The following is a 22,218-nucleotide window of genomic DNA, read 5'->3' on the forward strand; positions in this document are numbered from 1 at the left end:
CGTCGTGGCATGCCTGCTTTCTCTGATGGCAGCCTGAATCGCTGGGCTGCCATATCAACGATTGCCAAGCACCGTTAAGGATAATCATGTCTATTCACAGGTACTTTTCCCGGTTTGCCATGCTGATCGTGGCATTGCCGTTCCTCAGCGCGTTCACTGCGCAGGCTCAAACTTCACCTTTTGATGTAGCCGATCATAAACAGATCCGCGTCATTATCAGCGCCGATGCGAAAAACGAGGCTGACGATGATTTTGCCGTTGCCCATGCGGTGTTGACGCCAACGATGCAGGTAAAAGGGCTGATTGCCGCCCATTACTCCCGTACTGCGCCGTTGATGAAACGTGATGGCGAAAATAGCATGATGGAAAGCTACCATGAGCTTCAACGCCTGATGACGGTGATGGGAAAAACGGACATCCTCGTTTATCGCGGTGCGACGCAGGCGCTGAAAGCCGACGGTGGCGCGCCTGCGTTGAGTGAAGGGGCGCAGATGCTGATCAAGGAAGCGTTAAAAGACGATTCGCATCCGCTGTTTGTATTAGTCATGGGGCCGATTACGGATATCGCTGCCGCGCTACAGGCTGAACCGACGATCGCCAGCAAAATGACGGTGGTGTGGATTGGCGGTATGCCTTATCCGAAAGGCGGTTGGGAATACAATATGTTTAACGATCCGGTCGCGGCGAACAGCGTATTCAAGTCTCAGGTGCCGTTGTGGCAGGTGCCGCATAATGTTTATATGTCCGTGCGCGTCTCGCTGTCTGAGCTTGCCGTACGCGTTAAGCCGCAGGGGAAAGTCGGGGAGTATCTGTGGCAGCAACTGATCGAGTTTAACCGTGCGATTTCCGAAACCATCAAGGACGTTCCCTGGCCGAAAAGCGAAGTCTGGGTATTGGGTGATAATCCCTCGGTTTCTCTGCTGCTGGATGACCATGAATATCACTACACGCTGGTTAACGCGCCGCAGTTAAACGACGACCTGACCTATGCACCGCAGGACAATGCGCGCCAGATTCGAGTGTATAACGCCGTTGATGCCCGCTTCACGCTGGAAGATTTCTACGCCAAGCTGGCGTTGGCCTATGGTCAAGGGAAATAAAAATCTCGGAAGGGCATACTGTGGGGCGCTATTTTTCACTTAAGCCCCACTTATTTAGCTTCTGATGTGCTCTATCGGGCAAAACGCCGCGCTGTATCAGCAAATGCACTGGGATGAACTGCCAAGATTGGCGCGTCATCCCAGTGCTCGCGCCACCTGTCTTGATCCTTAAACACCCGGTTTCTAAGTGCTTAATTTTTAAGTCCCCCGTGTTTAAGCCCCTTGCCATATTCTGCGATGCCCCCTCCGTGACTGAGACAATCCTCATATAACTTTCGATACGATTCATTACTTTTCTTTACCTTTGATCAAAAACAATATTTTGAATGCATCTTTTTGTTATTCATAGTGCGAGTAATGTCACGACAGTTGTTGTGGTTTCTGTCAAATAGATAACGAAAATGACCGCCAGTAGGCGGCTTAATGTGGACACAAACGCATGGTCAGGATAAGCACGTCAATCTCCTATCTGTGGGGCATGGTAGCCAGTCTCTTTCTAATGATGCCAGCCTATTCCGCTGATGCTCCGGTGTCACCACCACCCGCCCCGATAGAAGCAAGAAACGCCGTATTCACCAATCAACACCCCGATCAGTTCAACTCGTGGAAAGCGACCACTGAACAGTCTGAACGTCATGATGCGTTGGCAGAAGACCCCATGATGGTGGTCCTCTGGGCGGGTTATCCCTTCTCCAGAGACTATAACAAGCCGCGCGGCCATGCCTACGCCATAACGGACGTGCGTGAAACGCTGCGTACCGGTGCACCAAAGACGGCAGAAGATGGCCCTCTGCCGATGGCGTGCTGGAGTTGTAAAAGCCCGGATGTCGCCCGCTTGATCCAAAAGGAAGGTGAGGACGGCTACTTCAAAGGCAAGTGGGCGCGAGGCGGGCCGGAGATTACTAACGATCTCGGCTGTGCGGACTGCCATGATACCGCGTCCCCAGATTTTGCTCAGGGCAAACCGGCGCTGACGCTGTCCCGTCCTTACGCAGAGCGCGCAATGGAAGCCATTGGCAAACCGTTTGATCAAACCAGCCGATTTGGGCAGCAATCGATGGTCTGTGGGCAATGCCACGTTGAGTATTATTTCTCCGGTAAAGACAAAGCGGTGAAATTCCCATGGGATAACGGCACAAAAGTCGAAGACATGGAAAAATACTATGACGCGATTTCCTTCTCCGACTGGACCAATTCCCTTTCCCGCGCGCCGATGCTGAAAGCCCAACATCCAGAATATGAAACCTGGAGCATTGGTATTCACGGTAAAAACAACGTGACCTGTATCGACTGCCATATGCCGAAAGTGAAAAACGCGGACGGCAAGCTGTATACCGATCACAAGATCGGCAACCCTTTCGACAATTACGGCGAAACCTGTACCAATTGCCACACGCAGGATAAAGCGGCGATGCAGGCGGTTGTTGCTGAACGCAAAACGGCTATTCAGGACTTAAAACTGAAAGCAGAAGAGCAATTGGTTCACGCGCACTTTGAGGCTAAAGCGGCCTGGGATGCCGGTGCAACCGAAGCAGAAATGCAGCCGATTCTGATGGATATTCGCCATGCGCAATGGCGCTGGGATCTGGCGGTTGCCTCTCACGGTATTCACATGCATGCACCGGATGAAGGCTTACGGATGCTTGGCACCTCGCTGAGTAAATCCGCCGAGGCGAGAACCAAACTGGTGCGTCTGTTGGCACAAAAAGGGGTGACAGGGGAAGTCAAGCTGCCGGATATCTCGACGAAAGAGAAAGCGCAGCAGGCGATTGGGCTCAACATGCAGCAAATCAAAGCCGAAAAACAGGATTTCCTGAACACGGTAGTGCTGCAGTGGGATGAACAAGCGCGCAAAGCTGGACGACTGAACTAATAACCCCTCATCGCCCGTGGACGCGGGCGATCATAAAGTGGAGTGGATATGAGCGTATTACGTTCGTTATTGACTGCCGGGGTGCTGGTATCAGGCATGCTTTGGGCATTGCCAGGGCTGACGCAGCCCGCACCTCAGGCGGAAAAAGGAGAGCGCTGGGAAGTCATGCCGCAGCGCAATCCCGATGAGGCGTGTCTACAGTGCCATAAACCGGAAGAGGATGGCATGCAGGGCAAACATGCCTCCGCCGTCAACCCGCATAACCAGAAACAGCTGACCTGCACAAACTGCCACGGCAAGCCATCGCCGATGCACCGCGAAGGCGTTAGAGATGTCATGCGCTTTAACTTCCCGATGTATAAGGTGGAAGAACAAAACAGCGTCTGTATGTCATGTCATACGCCGGAACAGTTGCAGAAATCGTTTTGGCCACACGATGTGCATGTCGCGAAAGTGGCTTGTGCCAGTTGCCACCAGTTGCACCCCACGCAGGATAGTATGCAGACGCTGAACGACAAGAGCCGCATCAAACTGTGCGTGGATTGCCATAGCGATCAGCGCAATAACCCAGACTTCAACCCAGCCTCAGTTCATCTGGGTAATAAGAGGCAGCCATGAGTTGCTCTCGCCGTCAATTTCTTGCCCGTATGGGGGGGCTCATTGCCATCACCAGTACGGCGGGGCAGGTTGTCGCACAGACGCTGAATATCAACGGCGTCCGCTACGGCATGGTCCACGATGAATCGCTCTGTATCGGCTGTACGGCGTGCATGGATGCCTGCCGGGAAGTCAATCAGGTGCCGGAAGGCGTATCACGCTTGACGATCGTTCGCAGCGAACCGATTGGGACCTTCCCAGACGTGAAATACCGCTTTTTCCGTCACTCCTGTCAGCACTGTGATCATGCGCCTTGTGTTGATGTGTGTCCGACCGGGGCGTCGTATCGTGATGCGACAAACGGCATTGTGGATGTGAATCCCGATCTGTGCGTAGGGTGCCAATACTGTATTGCTGCCTGTCCTTATCAGGTGCGCTTTATTCATCCGAAGACGAAAACGGCGGACAAGTGCGACTTTTGCCGCAAGACCAACCTGAAAGCCGGAAAACTGCCCGCCTGTGTGTTGTCTTGTCCGACGAACGCGCTGACGTTCGGCAACCTTGACGATCCTGATAGCGAGATTTCCCGCCTGCTTCGTCAACAGCCGACGTATCGCTACAAAATCGCGCTCGGCACTCGTCCTAAGGTTTATCGCGTACCGTTTAAATACGGGGAGGTTCATCAATGACGCCCGTGTCTTCAAGCGCATTCCATTTTGCTTCGTTAGTCTGGGACTGGCCGATTGCGATTTACCTGTTCCTGGTGGGCATTTCTGCGGGGCTGGTGACGCTGTCGGTCTTACTGCGACGCTACCACCCCGAACAGGCAACCGCCGACAGTACGCTAATGCGCACCACGCTGATTCTTGCACCGTGCACCATCATTCTGGGATTGCTGATTCTGGTTTTCCACCTGACGCGCCCCTGGACGTTCTGGAAGCTCATGTTCCATTACAGCTTTACCTCGGTGATGTCAGTTGGGGTCATGCTGTTTCAGGTCTATATGGCGGCGCTGGCGGTCTGGTTGGTCAACATTTTCAGCGAGCAGGTTATCGTGCTGCAACAGCGCTGGTTGCCGAAGCTGATCATGCTTCCCAAGGTGCTCGGCTGGCTGGCACCGATGCAGAAATCGCTGGATATCGTGATGTTACTGCTGGCGGTGATGTTAGGGGCTTATACCGGGTTTTTACTCTCCGCGCTGAAGACCTATCCGCTGCTGAATAACCCGATCTTACCGGCGCTATTCCTGTTTTCGGGGGTGTCCTCCGGTGCCGCAGTCGCGCTGATCGCCATGGCTTGCCGCTATCGCCGCAATCCGCATAGCGAAGAAGCGCACTTTGTACACCGTGTCGAAACGCCGGTCGTGTGGCTAGAAATCTTCTTGCTGTTTGCGTTCTTTATCGGTCTTGCTTTAGGGGACGATGGGAAGCAGCGGGCGCTGGTGGCTGCCGTGGGCGGTGGGTTCTGGGCCGTGTGGTTCTGGCTGGGCGTGGTAGGGATTGGATTAATCCTTCCCTTGCTGCTCAAGTCATGGGCTAACCGACAGCATTCACCTTATGGCGTGCTGGCGGTCTGCGGTATGAGTCTGGTGGGCGTATTGTTACTGCGCTTCTTTATCCTCTATGCGGGGCAGTTAACCGTTGTCTAATTCCTAGCAAGAGGCCTGTTAATGTTGTTATTGCCAGAATTTGGGTATGTCGCGCTGTCGCTGGCGGTTTGCGTCGGTGTGGCGACGGCGTTGCTGACATTTTCAGGCTACTCCCTGCGCTGGTCGGGCACTTACCGACTGGCGCGGTGCTGGACGTTGGTACTGTTTGGTCTTGTGTTGTTTGCGTTTATTGCGCTGACGCTGAGCGTGGTACAGGATGATTTTTCTGTTAATTACGTCGCCCAGCATAGCCATCGTGATTTACCGCTGGGGCTAAAAATTGCGGCGGTTTGGGGCGGGCATGAAGGATCGCTGCTGCTGTGGCTGTTATGTTTAACCGGCTGGAGTGCCGTGTTCGCCTGTCGCTATCGTAAGGCGGAGAGCGATCTGTTTCCGCTGACGCTGGCGATGCTGGCCGTGATCGCGACTGCGCTGATGGTGTTCATTGTCTTTTTCTCCGATCCCTTTGTACGTCTCTTCCCGCCTGCGGTGGCGGGAAGGGATCTCAACCCCATGTTGCAACACATTGGCCTTATTCTTCATCCGCCGTTGCTCTATCTGGGCTATGGCGGGTTAACTGTGAGTGCGGCGCTGGCGTTAGCCGCCCTGATTCACGGTGAGTTTACTGCACCCGCCGCCTGGATTTGTTGGCGCTGGACGCTGCCCGCCTGGAGCCTGTTGACGCTAGGAATCATCCTCGGATCGTGGTGGGCCTATAACGAACTGGGCTGGGGAGGATGGTGGTTCTGGGATCCGGTAGAGAACGCCTCGCTGCTCCCGTGGCTTACGGCCAGCGCATTACTGCACAGCCTGTCTGTCACCCGCATGCGCGGCATCTTTCGCCATTGGTCGCTGATATTGGCGTTGCTGACATTCATTTTATGTCTGTTGGGCACGCTGATTGTGCGCTCCGGGATATTGGTGTCGGTTCATGCATTCGCTCTCGAACATGACCGTGCGGTACCTCTATTTATCCTGTTTGCCTGCTTGAGTATGGCTGCGCTAGCGGTTTATGGCTGGTGGGCTCAGCTTGTCCATTCTGCTGCCCGCTTCTCCGGCTGGTCGCGGGAAATGGCGATACTGCTGGTGTTGCTGTTATTCAGTGCCGTGGCGCTGGTGGTATTACTTGGCACGCTTTACCCAATGATCTATGGGTTGGCGGGCTGGGGGAAAATCTCCGTGGGCGCGCCCTATTTTAACCGAGTGCTCTTGCCCTTCGGTGGCCTGATGCTGTTGCTCATCGGGGTAGCGGCGGGAGGCTACTGGAAACGCAGCGCACGATGGCCTGTCCGGCGTTTCGAAGTGACGCTGGCTGTCGGTGTCATCACCGCGCTGGTCTTATGGTCGCATGGGTACGCCGTCGCACTGGCTGCAGGTCTGATCGGCTGGGTCATGGCCGCGCAGTGGTTACAGCCGCTGTCGGCGATACGTCAGCAGCTTCCTGCCCTGCTCGCGCATACGGGCGTGGCGCTCTTTGCCCTGGGGATTGTGTTCTCTGCGGGCAGCAAGCAGGAAATCAGCGCCAATGTGGGTCAGGGAGAACAGGTCTCGCTGGGCGACTACCATTTCCGATTTTTACAGCTGGAGTTAGTGGCGGCGCAGAATTACACCGCCGAGCAGGCCGTGATTGCGATTTATCGTGGCGACTCACCGATCGCCCGCATCATGCCGGAACGTCGTTATTACAACGCACGTAAACAGCAGATGGTTGAGCCGGGCATTGCCTGGGGGCCAATCAGAGAATGGTATGCCGTGATGGGAGAGAAAACCGGCGAAAACCGCTATGCCATGCGTTTCTATGTGCAAACCGGTGTTCGCTGGGTGTGGGGCGGCGGCCTACTGATGGTCGCGGGCGCGCTGCTGGGGTGGTTCAGGGGGAGAAGGGCCTATGAGTAAATACATTGCGCTCCTTTTCATGCTGCTGGCTTTTTCTGTACAGGCTCAGGTGGTCGATACCTGGGCGTTTTCCAGTCAGGCGCAGCGTCAGGCTGCGATGGCGATTGCTGGCGAATTACGCTGCCCACAATGCCAGAACCAGAGTCTGCTGGAATCGAATTCGCCCGTGGCGGTGAGTATGCGTCATGAGGTCTTTTCTATGGTGGAGCAGGGCAAGGACAGGTCAGAAATTATGGCGTTTATGAATCAACGCTATGGCGACTTTGTTCAGTACAACCCGCCAATGAAAATGCAAACCGGCATCCTTTGGCTCACGCCGCTGCTTTTGCTGTTAGCGATTGTGGTTATCGCGTGGCGGGTGATGCGGCGGCAGAATCGAGGGGCGCGCCCATGAGCCTGTTAAGCGTGAGCCTGTTGGACCTGAACCTATTGAGTATGGTGTTCGTCGCCGTCGCGATTGTCGTTCTGGCGGCCGGGCTACTATGGCCGCTACTGCCCCTGCGTCAGTCGGAGGGGGATGGCAAGCTACAGCGTTTAGCGGAGCGCATCTGGCATTTTCAGTGTGAACAGGCAGGAAAGCATCTGTCCGAGCATGAGGCAAAGATGCTGGGTCGAGAGCTGTCCCACGATCTGCCGTTAGCCTCATCCTCTTCTTCTGCGCAGCGCCCAATGCCCGCCATTGCCGTTGTGGCTGCGGTCATCGTTATCTTATTGGGCAGTGCGACGTTCTACATGCTAAGCCCGCGTGCTGCGCTGGTTCAGACAGAACGCCAGCGACTTGCCGATCCGCTACACGATTTTAGCGACGCGCAACAGCAGGAAAAACAGCTTACTGCCTTGCAGGACAACATTCGTAAAACGCCGGGCAACAGCGTCCTCTGGGCTGAGCTGGGTGAATATTATCTTTACCGTAACGCGTATGACAACGCGTTACGCGCTTATCGGCAGGCGATTGCGCTGAAGGGTGACAGTGCTGAGCTGTATTCGGCATTGGCAACGGTGCTGTATTACCAGGCCGGTCAGGCCGTCACACCGCCGATGCAAGAGATGGTTGATAAAGCGCTGGCGCTGGATGCCAATGAAGTGACGGCGCTGATGCTGCTGGCATCCGATGCGTTTTTGAAGGCCGATTATGCACGCGCGATTACGATTTGGCAGCGCTTACTGGACACGTACAGCCCACGGGTTAATCGCGTCCAGTTGATCGAGGCGATCAACACGGCAATGCTGCTGAAGAATAGCCAGAAATAGTGCGTGATACGTTTTGCTTTAGCGGGCTTTTGGTCGCGCCTGTTATCCGGTAAGCCAGGGTTCGCAGGGCGACGGCGATTGAGCCGCCCTGCGTCGGGCGCGTGCTAAGCGGGAGCATGAAATGAAGGTCTTGTGGCGCACGAAACAGTCTCGGCGGCTGCATAAAAATATGCCCAATATATTTCCGGTTTAAGCGTGTCGGCGTGGTTTTCGATACGACTCGATGACAGAAATAACCGGAATCACCGATTTTATTGATCTCAATAAAAAAGATTAACTCTTTAGGGTTACGGCCCCCAAGAGGGGGAGTAAAGGCACCATGTTATTCTATACCCAAGGGTATATGGCATTAGAAAGTAGGAGTACACCCCGATGTTAGAAGCGCGCGATGTGGTTTGCATACGCGATGAGCATGTGCTGTTCAGCGCGTTGTCGTTTACGGCCAGCGCGGGAGAAATGGTGCAGATTGCCGGTGCCAACGGGGTGGGCAAAACATCGCTATTGCGCATTTTAAGCGGTCTGGCGACGCCTGAATCGGGGGAGATCTGCTGGCAAGGGCAACGCATCAACCGTATGCGCGAGCAGTTTAATCAGCAGCTTCTGTGGTTAGGCCATCAGCCGGGCATAAAAAGTGTCCTGACGGGTGAAGAGAACCTGCGCTTTTTCTATCCGCAACAGGATCAGGATGCACTCTGGCAAGCGTTGGCCGCCGTCGGGCTGGCTGGCTATGAAGATGTACCCGTAGCGCGTCTTTCGGCGGGACAACAGCGTCGTGTCGCGCTGGCGCGTTTGTGGCTCACCGACGTCCCGCTGTGGGTTCTGGATGAACCGCTGACCGCGCTTGATGTGGCGGGCGTCGAAATGCTGACACAGCGTATGGAACACCATATTGCGCGTGGCGGCATCATCATTTTAACCACCCATCAGCCGCTGCGTCCGTTCGCTCAGGATATTCGTTGTATCCAGCTTACGCCGAGTGAGGGAACTCCATAATGCGGCGGCTGATTGCTCGAGAACTGCGCGTTGCGTTGCGCAATAACGCGGAAATTCTTAACCCTCTGTGGTTCTTCCTGATCGTCATCATCTTATTTCCCCTGGCTATTGGACCAGAGCCGCAGCTATTGATGCGCGTGGCACCCGGCGTGGTGTGGGTGGCGGCGTTGCTCGCTTCGCTGCTGGGGATGGATCGCCTTTTCCGCGATGACTATCAGGATGGCTCGCTGGAACAGCTGACGCTGTTGCCTTTGCCGCTGCCGTTAGTGGTGTTGGCGAAAGTGGTGGTGCACTGGATGGTCAGCGGGCTGCCGCTGTTACTGCTTTCTCCGCTGGCGGCACTGTTGTTTGGGCTGGACAGCCACGGCTGGTGGGTGATGGCGTTAACGCTGTTGCTCTGCACGCCAACGCTCAGTTTTCTGGGTGCTATTGGCGCGGGATTAACGGTCGGGCTGCGCCGCAGCGGCGTGTTGTTAAGCCTGCTGGTTTTGCCGCTCACCATACCGCTGTTGATATTTGCGACGGCGGCGGTCGAGGCCGCGATGATGCAACTGCCAGTCGGTGGGTATCTGGCCATCCTCGGTGCCTTTCTGGCGGGTAGCGCCACCCTGAGCCCGTTTGCCACGGCGGCGGCGTTGCGGGTGAGCATACAATAATTTTCCGATCTCAGGATCGCCTTCATCGTCCCATTGGGATGAGTTTTACGCAAAGTGAGCACACGATTATGTTGAAAAAAAACTATCAGCTTACGCAGCCGGATCGCCTTTATGGCCTTTGCGGCAGGCTTATCCCCTGGGTTGCCTTGATCAGCGCCGCGTTGCTGATTGGCGGTTGTCTGCTGGGATTTGGGTTTGCGCCTGCGGATTATCAGCAAGGGCAAGGGTATCGCATCATGTACCTGCACGTGCCAGCGGCCGTGTGGTCGATGGGCGTCTATGCGGTGATGGCGATATGTGCGCTTATCGGGATGATTCGGCAGTCAAAAACGGCGGAGCTGGCCGTGGCGGCGATGGCACCGGTCGGCGCGGTGTTTACCTTTATTGCGCTGACGACAGGCGCCACCTGGGGCAAACCGATGTGGGGGACCTGGTGGGTGTGGGATGCGCGTCTGACGTCGGAACTCGTTCTGCTGTTTCTGTACGTGGGCATCATCGCGCTCTACAACGCCTTTGACGATCGCCGTCTTGCCGGTCGTGCGGCGGCCATTCTGGTGCTGGTTGGCGTGGTGAATTTACCCATCATCCATTTCTCGGTCGAGTGGTGGAACACCCTGCATCAGGGATCGACAAAAATGCAGAAAACGATCGATCCCGCCATGCGTCTCCCGCTGCGAATCATGATGTTAGGATTTATGAGCTTATTCGTGACGTTGTCACTCATGCGCTTGCGTAACTTGATACTGGTGCAGCAGCGCCGCGCGCCCTGGGTGGCTGCGCTGCTTAATAAAGGAGGAATAGCACGATGAACATCGCTTTCACAAGTTGGCAAGATTTCTTTGCGATGGGCGGCTATGCCTTTTACGTGTGGCTGGCAGTGGTGCTAACGCTGTTACCGCTGAGCGCATTGGTTGGTCATACCCTGTTAAGTCGCCGCGCATTGCTGAGTGATATCCGCCGCCAGCAGGCGCGCGAGCAGCGTAAGAATACGGCCCGCCAGTCGGAAACGATGGAGGTGGTGCAATGAGTACGCCGCGTAAAACCCGCCTCTATGCCATCGTGGCCGTGGTCTGCGGTGCGGTAGTGACGATAGCGCTGACGCTCTATGCATTGAGCTCAAATATCGATCTCTTTTATACGCCCAGTGAAATTCTTTATGGCAAGAACGAAACGCAGGAAAAACCGGCGATTGGGCAGCGTTTACGCGTCGGCGGCATGGTGATGCCGGGCAGCGTGCGCCGCGACAGCCAAAGTCTGGAAGTCCGCTTCACCGTTTATGATGCGCAGGGTTCAGTGGATGTGACCTATAACGGGATGCTGCCGGATCTGTTCCGCGAGGGGCAAGGGGTGGTGGCGCAGGGCATTTTGGATACCGACGATCACATCATGGCAAAAGAAGTGCTTGCCCGACATGATGAAAACTACACTCCACCCGAAATCAAAGCGGCGATGGAAGGACAGCATGGCCATGCACCGGCGGCGGCCACAGAGGGTAAACGGTTATGATGCCTGAAGTGGGCAATTATCTGCTCTGTCTGGCGCTAGGCGTTGCGCTGTTGCTCAGCGTGTATCCGCTGTGGGGCGCATCGCGTCAGGATACTCGTCTGATGACGTTGGCGCGTCCGCTTGCCTGGGCGCTGTTTGCATGCATTTTGGCGTCTTTCCTCGTGTTGGTGCATGCGCTGGTGATCAATGATTTCACCGTCCTCTACGTAGCCAATAACTCGAACCGCGCGCTGCCGATATGGTATCGCGTGGCGGCAGCGTGGGGCGCACATGAAGGATCGCTGCTGCTCTGGGTGCTGCTGATGAGCGGCTGGACCTTCGCCGTGGCGGTATTCAGTCGGGGGATGTCGCTGGATGCGGTCGCCCGCGTGCTGGCCGTCATGGGGATGATTAATGTCGGCTTCTTGCTGTTCATCATCCTGACGTCGAATCCCTTTACGCGCACGCTACCGGACTATCCGATTGACGGACGCGATCTCAATCCGCTGTTGCAGGATGTCGGGTTAATTTTCCACCCTCCGCTGCTTTACATGGGCTATGTCGGGTTTTCCGTGGCGTTTGCGTTTGCGGTCGCCTCGCTGCTGGCTGAGCGACTGGACAGCGCATGGGCTCGCTGGTCCCGACCGTGGACGCAGGCGGCCTGGTCGTTCCTGACGCTGGGTATCGTGCTCGGTTCGGGCTGGGCGTATTACGAACTCGGCTGGGGCGGCTGGTGGTTCTGGGATCCAGTGGAGAATGCGTCATTGATGCCGTGGCTGGTGGGCACGGCGCTGCTGCATTCGCTGTCAGTCACCGAAAAACGCGGCAGTTTCAAGGCCTGGACGGTGTTGCTGGCCATCGGCGCGTTCTCGCTCTGCCTGTTGGGAACGTTTCTGGTGCGTTCCGGTGTATTGGTGTCGGTGCATGCGTTTGCCTCCGATCCGGCGCGCGGCATGTTTATTCTCGCGTTTCTGGTCATTGTTATCGGCGGTTCTTTGCTGCTGTTTGCCATCAAAGGTAACCGGGTACGGGCGCGGGTAACGAATTCGCTCTGGTCGCGTGAGACTTTCCTGCTCGGCAATAACCTGATCCTGATGGCGGCCACGCTCGTCGTGCTGCTGGGAACGCTGCTGCCGCTGGTGCATAAGCAGTTGGGTTTAGGCAGCATTTCGATCGGTGCGCCGTTCTTTAACACCATGTTTACCCTGCTAATGGCACCGTTTGCCTTACTGCTGGGCGTGGGGCCGCTGGTTCGCTGGCGGCGCGACGAGCCGCAAAAGCTGCGTAAGCTGCTGCTGATTGCGCTGGCCGTGACCGCCGCGCTGTCGCTGCTACTGCCGTGGCTGTTACAGGATTCCGTTGTTGCCATGACGGTGGTCGGCCTGTCGATGGCGCTGTGGGTGTTCTTCTTAACGGTGTACGAGCTGCATGCCAGCTCCACCCGTCGTCATGGTCTGCTGCGTGGTTTGACGACGCTTTCACTGAGCCAGTGGGGCATGGTGTGCGGTCATATTGGGCTGGCAGTGACGGTGGTAGGCATCGCCTTCAGCCAGAATTATAGCGTTGAGCGCGATGTACGGATGCGGGCGGGCGACAGCATCGCGATCCACGATTACCGTTTTACGTTTCAAGGCGTGCGTGATGTCGTGGGGCCGAACTGGCAAAGCGCGAAAGGGACGATTGAGGTGACGCACAACGGCAAGCCGGAAGCGGTCTTGAAGGCGGAAAAACGCTTCTACAACACCAGTGGCGCGATCATGACGGAAGCCGCCATTGATGCGGGTGTGACGCGCGATCTCTATGCGGCCTTGGGTGAAAAGCTGGATGACGGGAGCTGGGCGGTGCGGTTGTATTACAAACCGTTTATCCGCTGGATTTGGTACGGCGGGGGGCTGATGGCGTTAGGCGGCATCCTATGCATGTTCGATCCTCGCTATCGCCTGCGTCGCGCGGTCCGGGGGACATCATCATGAGTCGTAAGATTCTGTTAATCCCGCTTGTCCTGTTTTTACTGCTGGCCGTTGCCTTGCTGTGGCAACTGGTGCGTAACAGCGACGGCGACGATCCCATGCGGCTGGAGTCAGCCTTGATTGGCAAACCGATTCCCGCGTTTCGTCTTGAATCGCTGGATCAGGCGGGAAAGGTTTATAGCCAATCTGAGCTGAGCGATGGCAAACCGCTGCTGCTGAACGTTTGGGCGACCTGGTGCCCGACGTGCCGTGCCGAGCACCAGTTTCTCAACACGCTGGCGGCGCAGGGGATTCGCGTCGTGGGCATGAATTATAAAGATGAACGCCCCAAAGCGGTCGAATGGCTGAAGACGCTAGGCAACCCCTATGCGATGAGCTTATTTGATGGCGACGGTATGTTGGGGCTGGATTTGGGCGTGTATGGCGCGCCGGAAACGTTCCTGATCGACGGGAAAGGCATCATTCGCTATCGTCACGCGGGCGATCTCAACATGCAGGTGTGGCAAGAAACGCTGCAACCGCTGTGGGACAAATACAGTAAGGAGGGCGGCGCATGAGAGTGATTGGCTTCCTTAGCGCACTGCTGCTGTCGTTCAGCGTGCTGGCGTCCTCCGAGGTATTGCGTTTTGACAACGACACGCAGGAGCAACAGTTTCGTGAGTTGACGATGCAGTTGCGCTGCCCGAAATGCCAGAACAACAGTATTGCCGATTCCAATTCGATGATTGCTTCGGATATGCGGCAGAAAGTGTATGAACTGATGCAGCAGGGACAAACGAAAGAGCAGGTTGTCGATTATATGGTGGATCGTTACGGCTATTTTGTGACGTATGAACCGCCGATCACGCCTTTTACGGTTCTGCTGTGGCTCCTGCCCGCGCTGTTTCTGGCTGTGGGATCATGGGGGATTATTCGGCGTGCCCGCCGCATCAGAAGCGCCAAAGAACCGATGAGCGAACAGGATAAGAAGCGCTTGCAGACGCTGTTGGAACGTGAGGGGAAATCCGAATGATGTTACTGACCGCAACCATTGTGCTATCGCTGATTGCGCTTTCCGCGCTGCTGCTTGCGCCGTGGTCGTCACGGGGCGAATACGATCGCGATGCGATCAATCAGGCGCTGTATCGCGATCGTCTGCGTGAGCTTACGGTGGATGTCGCCAATGAGCAGGAACGTGCTCAACTGGTTGAGGAACTCCAGTATACGCTATTGCAGGACATTCCCGGCAGTGAGAAGGCACAACAGCGTCCGCTGAACAGCTGGGTTTTGCTGCCGGGCGCGCTGTTGCTGGCCATTGTCAGCCTCGGCGTATTTTGGAAGACTTCCGCGGTTAATCGGGTACAGGAATTGCAGCAGGTTGTGGCGTTAACGCCGGACCTGATGAAGCGAGCGCTGGATCCTGATGCCGAACCACTGACTATTGAAGACGTCGCGCGTCTCGGTCTTGGATTGCGTAGCCAGTTGGAAACGCAGCCAGACAATCCACAAGACTGGTGGATGCTGGGGCGTATTGCAGGCTTGCTGAATAACTACGACATGTCCGTGCAGGCGTTTGCCAAGGCGTTCCAACTCGATCCGAAGAATACGGATCTGGCGCTGGACTATGCCGATCTGCTATCACGATCCACCAACCCGCGTGATAGCCAGCGTGGTGGTGACATGCTGCGTGAACTGATGAATTCCGGCTCGACCAATGTGCGTGTACTGAGCCTATTGGCTTTCAATGCCTATGAAGCCCAGCGCTATCAGGACGCGATTAACGCCTGGGAAGCCATGTTGAAGCTGTTACCGCAAAACGACACGCGCCGAGCGGTCATTGAACGCAGCGTGGCACAGGCGAAAGCGTCAATGTCGGTGCAGGCTACCACGGGGAAATAATCCTTTTTTATCTTCATCATCAATAGCAGAAGGGCGATATATCGCCCTTTTGTTGTTTCTGTTGTTTCTGTTGTTTCTGTTGTTTCTGTTGTTACGGTGAAGGTTTCGTGCGCATTACCCACGGTTTTTTCTGCAACCGTTGCAGCACGCGCCCGACACGGGGCGGCTCAGTTGCCGTCGCCCCGTGACCCCTGGCTTTTCGCGTTAAATCGCGCCGCTTCGCGGTGCCGTCGGTGTTTATGCCCGCTGTTCGGACTGCCTGCGACGCGCTCCCGACGCGGCGCAGGCTTTCGCGGCGTCCATGCCGCTCATCCGGCGGTCATGTACACCTCTGCGCGATTTTTTTACGCGAACCAATCCCATAAAATCAAAAGACTGAACTTCGTTCATTGTTATTTTGGGGCGGATGTTTCCGTCTGTACTGAGAGCGGCTTTAACCGCCCCGCGTCGGGCGCGTGCGACGCGAGTTGCAGAAGATCTCACTACTTATTGCGCACGAAACTCTCACGGTATTCACAAAAATACGATAATCAGACTAGGGAAGGGCGGATGCTTCCGCTTGTGTTGAGGACGGCATACGCCGTCCCGAGTGTGACGAAGAGGTGCGGGTTATAACCCGCTTTTGACGCCGTGCATGTCCGGCAGTTTGTGGGCGATGCCTTTGTGGCAATCAATACAGGTTTGACCGAGCTTTATCGCTTCGCTGTGTTTTTCCGCCGCGACTGTTTTTTGCCCTGAGAAGTCCATGTAGTCAACGTTGTGGCAGTTGCGGCATTCCTGAGAATTGTTATTTTTCATGCGCCGCCATTCGCTCTGCGCCATCGTCAGCCGGTGTGCTTCAAACTTTTGTGGCGTATCAATCGTGCCCATTATTTTGCCGTACAGCTCTTTACTGGCCTGAATCTTACGCACCATTTTCGGCACAAATTCATGCGGAACGTGGCAATCCGGGCAGGTAGCGCGTACGCCGCTGCGGTTGCTGTAGTGCGCGGTTTCCATATATTCCTGATACACGGTATTGCGCATTTCATGACAGCTGATGCAGAACGCCTCGCTGTTGCTCATTTCCATGCCTTTCTGGGATGTCGCCAGAAAGAAAATACCGCCCGCGAAGCCGATAATGAGCAATGTTCCCAGCGCCAGCCGACTCGGACGACGCCACCATTGCCACAGCTGGCGTAACAACCGTCCCACTTTTCCTGGTTGTTTCATAGCAAACCTCACTGTCCAAAGCCTTTAGAAGGGGCGAACGTGTTACCGGTAATCGGCGAACTGTCCGCTTGCGGCACGTGGCATTGCAGGCAGAAATGGCGTGCAGGTGCGACATTGCTCAGCACTTTGCCGTCTCTGTCAACAAAATGGGTTGGGCTGACGCGGGGGGCGCTGGTGGAACGATAGCTCTCCACGCCGTGGCACTGTAGGCAACGGTTAAAGGTCGGGGTGACCTGATAGCCATCCACGCTATGCGGGATCATCGGTGGCTGGTTGACATAGTTGAGCGCCATACGCTCCTGCTGCTTCGGCATCCGGCTATTTCCCGGCTGTGTCGCGGCGACTTCTGGCGATTGGCTCAAATCTACCTGTGCAGTAGCGATTGCACTGCCCATTATCGCCAGGGCGGTGATCCAGCGAAACCATCCCATTCTCAGGCTTTTCATGACTTTGCTCCCGGTTTCCATCTAAGGGTTATTTTAAAAACGTCTTCAGCGCAGACATCAATACAGCGTCCGCATGTTATGCAGTCTCGGTCAGTAACCTGTACCGGACTGTGTTTATCGAGCAAGGGCGCGCGAAGTACCTGTGGCTCTGGACAGACATGAAAGCAGTCCATGCAGCGCGTACAGCGTTCACGCTCGGCGGCATCTACAACCAGTGCGCCTTTGCTGCCAAGCGCGCCATACAGCGCACCTGTTGGACAAAGGTGACCACACCAGCCGTGTTCCACGACCAATAAATCAAACAGAAATAGCGCCAGCAGCAGCCAGATACCTGCACCAAACCCGAAAATTATCCCGCGACCCATCAGTGAAACAGGGTTGACCCATTCCCACAGCAGCCCGCCCGTCAGTGCACTCCCTGCCACGATCATAATCAGCAGCAGATAGCGCAGATTGCGGGGGATCGTCGCCGAGGCGGTGATGCCGAAACGGCGACGCAGCCAGGAGGCTAAATCGGTGAGCGGATTTACGGGACAGACCCAGCTACAGAACACGCGCTTGCCTGCCAGCGCATAGCTCAGCGTGATAATCAGCGCACCGACCAGCGCGAGGGCGGCAGGCAGATGACCGCTAGCCAAACTTTGCAACACCATCAGCGGATCGCTAAGTGGTACGGTGTCGAGCAAGCGGCTGGCGCTGTAATTACCGCGCAGGATCCAGAAGCCTAACAGCGGGCCGCTGAGGAACATGAGCAGCACCAGAGACTGTGTCAGCCGACGCAATACCAGCCAGCGGTGGCTACGCCACCAGCCTTTTTTCGCCTGAGCTTCTCGTCCGGCGTCTTGCTTACGGTTTGCCATCGCGTGCCTCCAGCCAACTGAAACGGTAGTGGTGTCCGAGCTCGCCTTTTGCCAGCGCGCGCGGCAAGACCTTTATCGCTGGCTGCTCCAGCACACAGGCTTTTTCACATTTGCCACAGCCGGTACAGACATCGCTATGCACCGTCGGCAGAAAACGGGCATGTTTTCCGGTTCGGGCATTGCGCTCTGGCTCCAGCGTGATGGCGCTATCGATGAGGGGGCAGACGCGATAGCAGACATCGCAGCGTAACCCCTGATAGTTCAGGCAGTTTTCCTGATCGAGCAGCACCGCTAATCCCATGCGGGCGTCATCAATAGCGTTCAACGGCTGTAATGCACCGCTGGGGCAAGCGACCACGCAGGGAATGTCCTCACACATCTCACACGGAATATCGCGTGCGACAAAGTAAGGGCTACCGGCTGCGGAGCCGGAGACCAGCGTCGCCAGTTTCAGCGTGTCGTACGGACAGGCCTGAACACATTGGCCACAGCGTATGCAGGCACCGGAAAACGCCGCCTCAGACAGCGCACCCGGCGGCCGTAGCCGGAGTACGTCTGCCTGAGCGCGTCGCTGCTGAATGCCGAGAACCGTCACCGCTGCTGATAAGCCAGCAACGGCGCGGACGGCGTCACGCAGAAAGCGACGGCGAGCGGGTGATGAATTCTCCGGGCGTGCCATGCGCGTTACACCTTAGCCAGCTTGACGGCACACTTCTTAAAGTCCGCTTCTTTCGACAGCGGATCGGTCGCATCCAGCGTCAGGACGTTGGTCATCTGTGCGGCATCGAAGAACGGCATATAGACCAGCCCACGCGGTGGCTTATTACGACCGCGTGTCTCAACAATCGAGACGACTTCACCACGGCGCGAGATAATACGGACTTTCTCACCGCGACGTAGATCGCGCGCTTTGGCATCCTGCGGGTGCATAAATAGCACGGCCTCGGGGAAGGCGCGGTGCAATTCCGGTACGCGACGCGTCATGCTGCCGGTATGCCAGTGTTCCAGTACGCGGCCGGTGGAGAGCCAGAGATCGTATTCGTCGTCCGGCGCTTCTGCGGCAGGCTCGTACGGCAGCGCAAAAATAACCGCCTTGCCATCCGGTTTGCCGTAGAAACGGTAGGCTTCTCCCGCTTTGACGTAAGGATCGTGCCCTTCGCTGTAACGCCACTGTGTTTCCTTGCCGTCAACGACCGGCCAGCGCAGTCCGCGAACCTTGTGGTAGGTATCGAACGGCGCCAGGTCGTGACCGTGCCCACGGCCAAACGCGGCGTATTCTTCAAACAGGCCTTTTTGCAGGTAAAAACCGAAGTCGCGAGATTCATCATTCAACTGGTTTTCCGCTAATTCGCTGAGCGGGAAGCGCGTGGTGACATCGTTAGCAAACAGCACGTCGTAGAGTGTCTTGCCGCGATAAGCCGGTTTCTGCGCCAGAAGTTCTTCCGGCCACACTTCCTCGATGGCGAAGCGTTTGGCAAAGCTCACCATCTGCCACAGATCCGATTTTGACTCGCCCGGCGCTTTAACCTGCTGACGCCAGAACTGCGTCCGGCGCTCGGCATTGCCGTAGGCACCTTCTTTTTCCACCCACATTGCGGTAGGCAAAATCAGGTCAGCGGACAAGGCGCTGATCGTCGGGTAGGGATCGGAAACGACGATGAAGTTACGCGGATCGCGCCAGCCCGGCATACGCTCCTGATTGATGTTCGGGCCGGCCTGCATGTTGTTGTTGCACATCACCCAATAGGCATTCAGCGTGCCGTCTTTCAGCGCCCGATCCTGTGCGACGGCGTGTAAGCCGATCTTTTCAGGAATCGTGCCTGTCGGTAATTGCCACAGCTTTTCCGCCATCGCGCGGTGTTTTTCGTTGGTTACCACCATGTCTGCTGGCAGGCGGTGGGCGAAGGTGCCGACTTCACGCGCGGTGCCGCAGGCAGAAGGTTGCCCGGTTAACGAGAACGGCCCGCAGCCCGGCTGAGAGATCTTGCCCGTCAGCAGGTGGATGTTATAAACCAGATTGTTCGCCCAGACGCCACGCGTGTGCTGGTTAAAGCCCATCGTCCAGTAGGAGATCACTTTCTTCTTCGGATCGGCGTAGAGTTTTGCCAGCGCTTCCAACTGATCGGCGGGAACGCCGCTGAGCGCGACCGTTTTTTCCAGCGTGTAGTCGGCGACAAAGGCTTTGTACTCTTCAAAACTCATCGGTTCAGATGCATCGGAACCCGGATTTTTCGCCGCTTTTTCCAACGGATGCGTCGGACGCAGGCCATAACCGATATCGGTCACGCCTCGGCGCAGGTTGACGTGGCGGGTAAAGAAAGCCTCATTCACCGCATTGTTTTGAATAATGTAGTTGGCGATGTAGTTGAGAATGGCCAGATCGGTTTGCGGCGTAAACACCATGCCGTTATCCGCCAGCTCAAAACTGCGGTGCTGGTAGGTGGACAGCACGGCGACCGTGACATTGCTGTTCGACAGGCGGCGGTCGGTGATGCGCGACCAGAGAATCGGGTGCATCTCCGCCATGTTAGAGCCCCACAGGACAAACGCATCGGTCTGCTCGATATCGTCGTAGCAGCCCATCGGTTCATCCATACCGAAGGTACGCATAAAGCCGACAACCGCCGATGCCATACAGTGACGCGCGTTGGGGTCAATATTGTTGGAGCGGAAGCCCGCTTTGAACAGTTTGGCGGCCGCATAGCCTTCCCAAATGGTTGATTGCCCAGAGCCAAACATGCCTATCGCGTTCGGGCCTTTCTCCTTCAGTGCGGTTTTGAATTTCTCCGCCATGATGTCAAATGCCTGATCCCAGGAGATTGGGGTGAATTCGCCTTCTTTATCGAATTTGCCGTCACGCATGCGGAGCAAAGGTTGGGTCAGGCGATCCTGTCCGTACATGATTTTTGGCAGGAAATAGCCCTTGATGCAGTTTAATCCACGGTTAACCGGTGCTTCGGGATCGCCCTGACTGGCGACGATGCGGCCATTTTGCGTCCCCACCAGCACACCGCATCCTACGCCACAGAAACGGCAAGGAGCTTTATCCCAGTGGATAGCATCCGACTGTTCGGTCACGGCACGAACCGCGGTGGGTATGGTGATGCCTGCTACCGCGGCTGCCGCTGCGACCGCGTTCGCCTTCATAAAGTGTCGTCGACTGAGTTTCATAGTATTTCCTCACCCTGAGCTTGTTGATCAAGAGGTTGTTCATCGAAAGCAAAAGATTGTTCATCAAAAGACGGTTCATCAAGCTGGTGATAAACCAGCGAAACCGCCAGTACGCCTGTAAGCTCGCGTATTGACGCTATTTGTTTTAACAGCGTGTCTTCTGAATCTGACTCCAATACCACGACCATTTTTCCGGTATCGCTATCGCTGGCACCCACTTCCAAATTGGGTTGCGTCGCTAACGCCTCGCCAACGGCTGCCATCTGCGCCGTGTTGACGTGAACTACTACACTGCAAACATGCCAGACTGTGCTCATCGGTTTTCCTGTTGCGTCGGCAGACGCGCTGGCGCGGTGTGATATCCCGCTGTGATTTTTTTCATCGATATGGCGCCGACAGGGCAGCCGGAAATGCAGGCACCGCAGGTGGTACAGGCGTCGTCGTCGATGGACGGTGCAGCAACGCGCCCAATGGTGGGGCGAAATCGTATCGCGCCTGTTTCACACGCATCCTGACAGCTGCGGCATTCCACCTGATGCAGTGATAAACAGGCACCTTGGATCGTCAGGTGGTATTCCCACGGCGAGGTGTGACTCTCCGCGAACAGCGCTTCTGGACACGCGCGAGCACAGTCGTAGCAGAATGTGCATTCACCGTGTTGGAAATCGACAGTGGGAAAGCCGCCTGAACCACGTTGGATAATCCCCGCGCCGCAGGCATCAACGCAGACGTTGCAGCGCGTGCACTGGCTTAGAAAATGACTTTCCGCACCGCTCCACGGCGGACGCAGCGTGTTATCTGCACGCTGTAAGCCACCAGTCAGTAAGGAACGTCGGGAGAGGTTAGTCATGGCAGTTTGTCGCTCTGGCACGCAATGAAATATCCAATAGAAAACACGCTGTTTTTGTAGGGGTTACACTATTCCTCTTAGGCTGTATGCGATAATCACCCTTTAGAGGTAAATGGTGGTGCCGGATCAAGCTTATGTGGGATTCGCGTCTCATTGGCTTGCGGGAGCTAGTGGGGATCGTGATAGTAAATACCCGTCATACTTCAAGCTGCATGTGCGTTGGCTGCGTTTAAATACTCGGCCCGTCGTGGGCCTCGCCCTGAAGGGCCGCTGCAAGCAGCGTTCAAATCTGCTCCCGGCAGATTTGTCACCCGAATCACTTACCTGAGTAA

The 22,218-nt window shown here is 56.1% G+C and carries 24 protein-coding genes; 17 read left to right on the plus strand and 7 right to left on the minus strand.

The features are described from left to right. Positions 1-86 precede the first annotated feature (86 nt). The 17 genes from JFY74_09475 (at position 87) to ccmI (ending at position 15,347) form a co-directional block, all read left to right on the plus strand. Positions 87-1,100, plus strand: a complete 1,014-nt coding sequence (locus JFY74_09475) for a nucleoside hydrolase (GenBank protein ID QQG30222.1) — start codon at positions 87-89, stop codon at positions 1,098-1,100. 439 nt (positions 1,101-1,539) lie between these two features. Then, positions 1,540-2,973 (plus strand): ammonia-forming nitrite reductase cytochrome c552 subunit, encoded by a 1,434-nt coding sequence (nrfA, locus tag JFY74_09480; protein ID QQG30223.1) that lies wholly within the window; start codon positions 1,540-1,542, stop codon positions 2,971-2,973. Positions 2,974-3,021: 48 nt separating this feature from the next. Then, positions 3,022-3,591, plus strand: coding sequence for a cytochrome c nitrite reductase pentaheme subunit (gene nrfB, locus JFY74_09485; GenBank protein QQG30224.1), 570 nt, complete (start codon positions 3,022-3,024; stop codon positions 3,589-3,591). Further along, positions 3,588-4,259 (plus strand): cytochrome c nitrite reductase Fe-S protein, encoded by a 672-nt coding sequence (gene nrfC / locus JFY74_09490; GenBank protein QQG30225.1) that lies wholly within the window; start codon positions 3,588-3,590, stop codon positions 4,257-4,259. The genes nrfB and nrfC overlap by 4 nt, the downstream gene beginning before the upstream one ends. Beyond that, positions 4,256-5,218 carry a cytochrome c nitrite reductase subunit NrfD gene (gene nrfD, locus JFY74_09495; GenBank protein QQG30226.1) on the plus strand — a complete coding sequence of 321 codons (963 nt, stop codon included), beginning with the start codon at positions 4,256-4,258 and terminating at the stop codon, positions 5,216-5,218. Before nrfC ends, nrfD begins: the two co-directional genes overlap by 4 nt. A 21-nt stretch (positions 5,219-5,239) precedes the next feature. Continuing rightward, positions 5,240-7,114, plus strand: coding sequence for a heme lyase CcmF/NrfE family subunit (locus tag JFY74_09500; GenBank protein QQG30227.1), 1,875 nt, complete (start codon positions 5,240-5,242; stop codon positions 7,112-7,114). Then, positions 7,107-7,508, plus strand: coding sequence for a heme lyase NrfEFG subunit NrfF (gene nrfF, locus JFY74_09505; protein ID QQG30228.1), 402 nt, complete (start codon positions 7,107-7,109; stop codon positions 7,506-7,508). Before JFY74_09500 ends, nrfF begins: the two co-directional genes overlap by 8 nt. Then, a complete protein-coding gene (gene nrfG / locus JFY74_09510) occupies positions 7,505-8,365 on the plus strand; it encodes a heme lyase NrfEFG subunit NrfG (GenBank protein ID QQG30229.1) in 861 nt (286 codons plus the stop codon). The genes nrfF and nrfG overlap by 4 nt, the downstream gene beginning before the upstream one ends. Before the next feature lie 372 nt (positions 8,366-8,737). Next, positions 8,738-9,358, plus strand: coding sequence for a cytochrome c biogenesis heme-transporting ATPase CcmA (gene ccmA, locus JFY74_09515; GenBank protein QQG30230.1), 621 nt, complete (start codon positions 8,738-8,740; stop codon positions 9,356-9,358). After that, complete coding sequence (ccmB, locus tag JFY74_09520; GenBank protein ID QQG30231.1) at positions 9,358-10,014, plus strand: heme exporter protein CcmB; 657 nt, start codon at positions 9,358-9,360, stop codon at positions 10,012-10,014. The genes ccmA and ccmB overlap by 1 nt, the downstream gene beginning before the upstream one ends. A 68-nt stretch (positions 10,015-10,082) precedes the next feature. Then, a complete protein-coding gene (locus tag JFY74_09525; GenBank protein QQG30232.1) occupies positions 10,083-10,823 on the plus strand; it encodes a heme ABC transporter permease in 741 nt (246 codons plus the stop codon). Next, positions 10,820-11,041 (plus strand): heme exporter protein CcmD, encoded by a 222-nt coding sequence (gene ccmD / locus JFY74_09530; GenBank protein QQG30233.1) that lies wholly within the window; start codon positions 10,820-10,822, stop codon positions 11,039-11,041. Before JFY74_09525 ends, ccmD begins: the two co-directional genes overlap by 4 nt. Beyond that, complete coding sequence (gene ccmE / locus JFY74_09535; GenBank protein ID QQG30234.1) at positions 11,038-11,520, plus strand: cytochrome c maturation protein CcmE; 483 nt, start codon at positions 11,038-11,040, stop codon at positions 11,518-11,520. The genes ccmD and ccmE overlap by 4 nt, the downstream gene beginning before the upstream one ends. Next, positions 11,517-13,472, plus strand: coding sequence for a heme lyase CcmF/NrfE family subunit (locus JFY74_09540; protein ID QQG30235.1), 1,956 nt, complete (start codon positions 11,517-11,519; stop codon positions 13,470-13,472). Before ccmE ends, JFY74_09540 begins: the two co-directional genes overlap by 4 nt. After that, entirely contained in the window at positions 13,469-14,026 is a 558-nt protein-coding gene (locus JFY74_09545; GenBank protein QQG30236.1) for a DsbE family thiol:disulfide interchange protein, read from the plus strand. The genes JFY74_09540 and JFY74_09545 overlap by 4 nt, the downstream gene beginning before the upstream one ends. Further along, positions 14,023-14,481 (plus strand): cytochrome c-type biogenesis protein CcmH, encoded by a 459-nt coding sequence (locus tag JFY74_09550; GenBank protein ID QQG30237.1) that lies wholly within the window; start codon positions 14,023-14,025, stop codon positions 14,479-14,481. The genes JFY74_09545 and JFY74_09550 overlap by 4 nt, the downstream gene beginning before the upstream one ends. Further along, positions 14,478-15,347 (plus strand): c-type cytochrome biogenesis protein CcmI, encoded by an 870-nt coding sequence (ccmI, locus tag JFY74_09555; protein ID QQG30238.1) that lies wholly within the window; start codon positions 14,478-14,480, stop codon positions 15,345-15,347. Before JFY74_09550 ends, ccmI begins: the two co-directional genes overlap by 4 nt. Before the next feature lie 609 nt (positions 15,348-15,956). On the opposite strand, the gene napC is transcribed toward ccmI, so the two are convergent. Genes napC through napF form a run of 7 tightly spaced genes read right to left on the minus strand, consistent with a single transcriptional unit; the run spans position 15,957 to position 21,886 of the window. Further along, the gene (gene napC, locus JFY74_09560; protein QQG30239.1) at positions 15,957-16,559 is read right to left on the minus strand and encodes a cytochrome c-type protein NapC; all 603 of its coding nucleotides are present in this window, start codon (positions 16,557-16,559) and stop codon (positions 15,957-15,959) included. Between the two features lie 8 nt (positions 16,560-16,567). Continuing rightward, on the minus strand, positions 16,568-17,005 hold the full coding sequence (gene napB / locus JFY74_09565) for a nitrate reductase cytochrome c-type subunit (GenBank protein QQG30240.1): 438 nt from the start codon (positions 17,003-17,005) through the stop codon (positions 16,568-16,570). Then, positions 17,002-17,865 (minus strand): quinol dehydrogenase ferredoxin subunit NapH, encoded by an 864-nt coding sequence (gene napH / locus JFY74_09570; protein QQG30241.1) that lies wholly within the window; start codon positions 17,863-17,865, stop codon positions 17,002-17,004. The genes napB and napH overlap by 4 nt, the downstream gene beginning before the upstream one ends. Further along, entirely contained in the window at positions 17,852-18,544 is a 693-nt protein-coding gene (napG, locus tag JFY74_09575; protein QQG30242.1) for a ferredoxin-type protein NapG, read from the minus strand. Before napG ends, napH begins: the two co-directional genes overlap by 14 nt. 5 nt (positions 18,545-18,549) lie before the next feature. Further along, positions 18,550-21,036, minus strand: coding sequence for a nitrate reductase catalytic subunit NapA (gene napA / locus JFY74_09580; GenBank protein ID QQG30243.1), 2,487 nt, complete (start codon positions 21,034-21,036; stop codon positions 18,550-18,552). Then, the gene (gene napD, locus JFY74_09585; protein QQG30244.1) at positions 21,033-21,353 is read right to left on the minus strand and encodes a chaperone NapD; all 321 of its coding nucleotides are present in this window, start codon (positions 21,351-21,353) and stop codon (positions 21,033-21,035) included. Before napD ends, napA begins: the two co-directional genes overlap by 4 nt. Next, entirely contained in the window at positions 21,350-21,886 is a 537-nt protein-coding gene (napF, locus tag JFY74_09590; GenBank protein QQG30245.1) for a ferredoxin-type protein NapF, read from the minus strand. The genes napD and napF overlap by 4 nt, the downstream gene beginning before the upstream one ends. Positions 21,887-22,218: the final 332 nt, after the last annotated feature.

The sequence above is a fragment of the Pectobacterium carotovorum genome, assembly GCA_016415585.1.
GTDB classification, from domain to species: domain Bacteria; phylum Pseudomonadota; class Gammaproteobacteria; order Enterobacterales; family Enterobacteriaceae; genus Pectobacterium; species Pectobacterium carotovorum_K.

Coding starts and splice junctions, on each gene's coding strand:
- nrfD (QQG30226.1), top strand. CDS start 4,256: ATGACGCCCGTGTCTTCAAGCGCATTCCATTTTGCTTCGTTAGTCTGG.
- ccmA (QQG30230.1), top strand. CDS start 8,738: ATGTTAGAAGCGCGCGATGTGGTTTGCATACGCGATGAGCATGTGCTG.
- napA (QQG30243.1), bottom strand. CDS start 21,036: ATGAAACTCAGTCGACGACACTTTATGAAGGCGAACGCGGTCGCAGCG.
- napD (QQG30244.1), bottom strand. CDS start 21,353: ATGAGCACAGTCTGGCATGTTTGCAGTGTAGTAGTTCACGTCAACACG.
- JFY74_09525 (QQG30232.1), top strand. CDS start 10,083: ATGTTGAAAAAAAACTATCAGCTTACGCAGCCGGATCGCCTTTATGGC.
- nrfG (QQG30229.1), top strand. CDS start 7,505: ATGAGCCTGTTAAGCGTGAGCCTGTTGGACCTGAACCTATTGAGTATG.
- JFY74_09545 (QQG30236.1), top strand. CDS start 13,469: ATGAGTCGTAAGATTCTGTTAATCCCGCTTGTCCTGTTTTTACTGCTG.
- JFY74_09540 (QQG30235.1), top strand. CDS start 11,517: ATGATGCCTGAAGTGGGCAATTATCTGCTCTGTCTGGCGCTAGGCGTT.
- ccmB (QQG30231.1), top strand. CDS start 9,358: ATGCGGCGGCTGATTGCTCGAGAACTGCGCGTTGCGTTGCGCAATAAC.
- napH (QQG30241.1), bottom strand. CDS start 17,865: ATGGCAAACCGTAAGCAAGACGCCGGACGAGAAGCTCAGGCGAAAAAA.
- nrfF (QQG30228.1), top strand. CDS start 7,107: ATGAGTAAATACATTGCGCTCCTTTTCATGCTGCTGGCTTTTTCTGTA.
- napG (QQG30242.1), bottom strand. CDS start 18,544: ATGGCACGCCCGGAGAATTCATCACCCGCTCGCCGTCGCTTTCTGCGT.
- nrfC (QQG30225.1), top strand. CDS start 3,588: ATGAGTTGCTCTCGCCGTCAATTTCTTGCCCGTATGGGGGGGCTCATT.
- nrfA (QQG30223.1), top strand. CDS start 1,540: ATGGTCAGGATAAGCACGTCAATCTCCTATCTGTGGGGCATGGTAGCC.
- ccmI (QQG30238.1), top strand. CDS start 14,478: ATGATGTTACTGACCGCAACCATTGTGCTATCGCTGATTGCGCTTTCC.
- JFY74_09550 (QQG30237.1), top strand. CDS start 14,023: ATGAGAGTGATTGGCTTCCTTAGCGCACTGCTGCTGTCGTTCAGCGTG.
- ccmD (QQG30233.1), top strand. CDS start 10,820: ATGAACATCGCTTTCACAAGTTGGCAAGATTTCTTTGCGATGGGCGGC.
- nrfB (QQG30224.1), top strand. CDS start 3,022: ATGAGCGTATTACGTTCGTTATTGACTGCCGGGGTGCTGGTATCAGGC.
- JFY74_09500 (QQG30227.1), top strand. CDS start 5,240: ATGTTGTTATTGCCAGAATTTGGGTATGTCGCGCTGTCGCTGGCGGTT.
- JFY74_09475 (QQG30222.1), top strand. CDS start 87: ATGTCTATTCACAGGTACTTTTCCCGGTTTGCCATGCTGATCGTGGCA.
- napF (QQG30245.1), bottom strand. CDS start 21,886: ATGACTAACCTCTCCCGACGTTCCTTACTGACTGGTGGCTTACAGCGT.
- napC (QQG30239.1), bottom strand. CDS start 16,559: ATGAAACAACCAGGAAAAGTGGGACGGTTGTTACGCCAGCTGTGGCAA.
- napB (QQG30240.1), bottom strand. CDS start 17,005: ATGAAAAGCCTGAGAATGGGATGGTTTCGCTGGATCACCGCCCTGGCG.
- ccmE (QQG30234.1), top strand. CDS start 11,038: ATGAGTACGCCGCGTAAAACCCGCCTCTATGCCATCGTGGCCGTGGTC.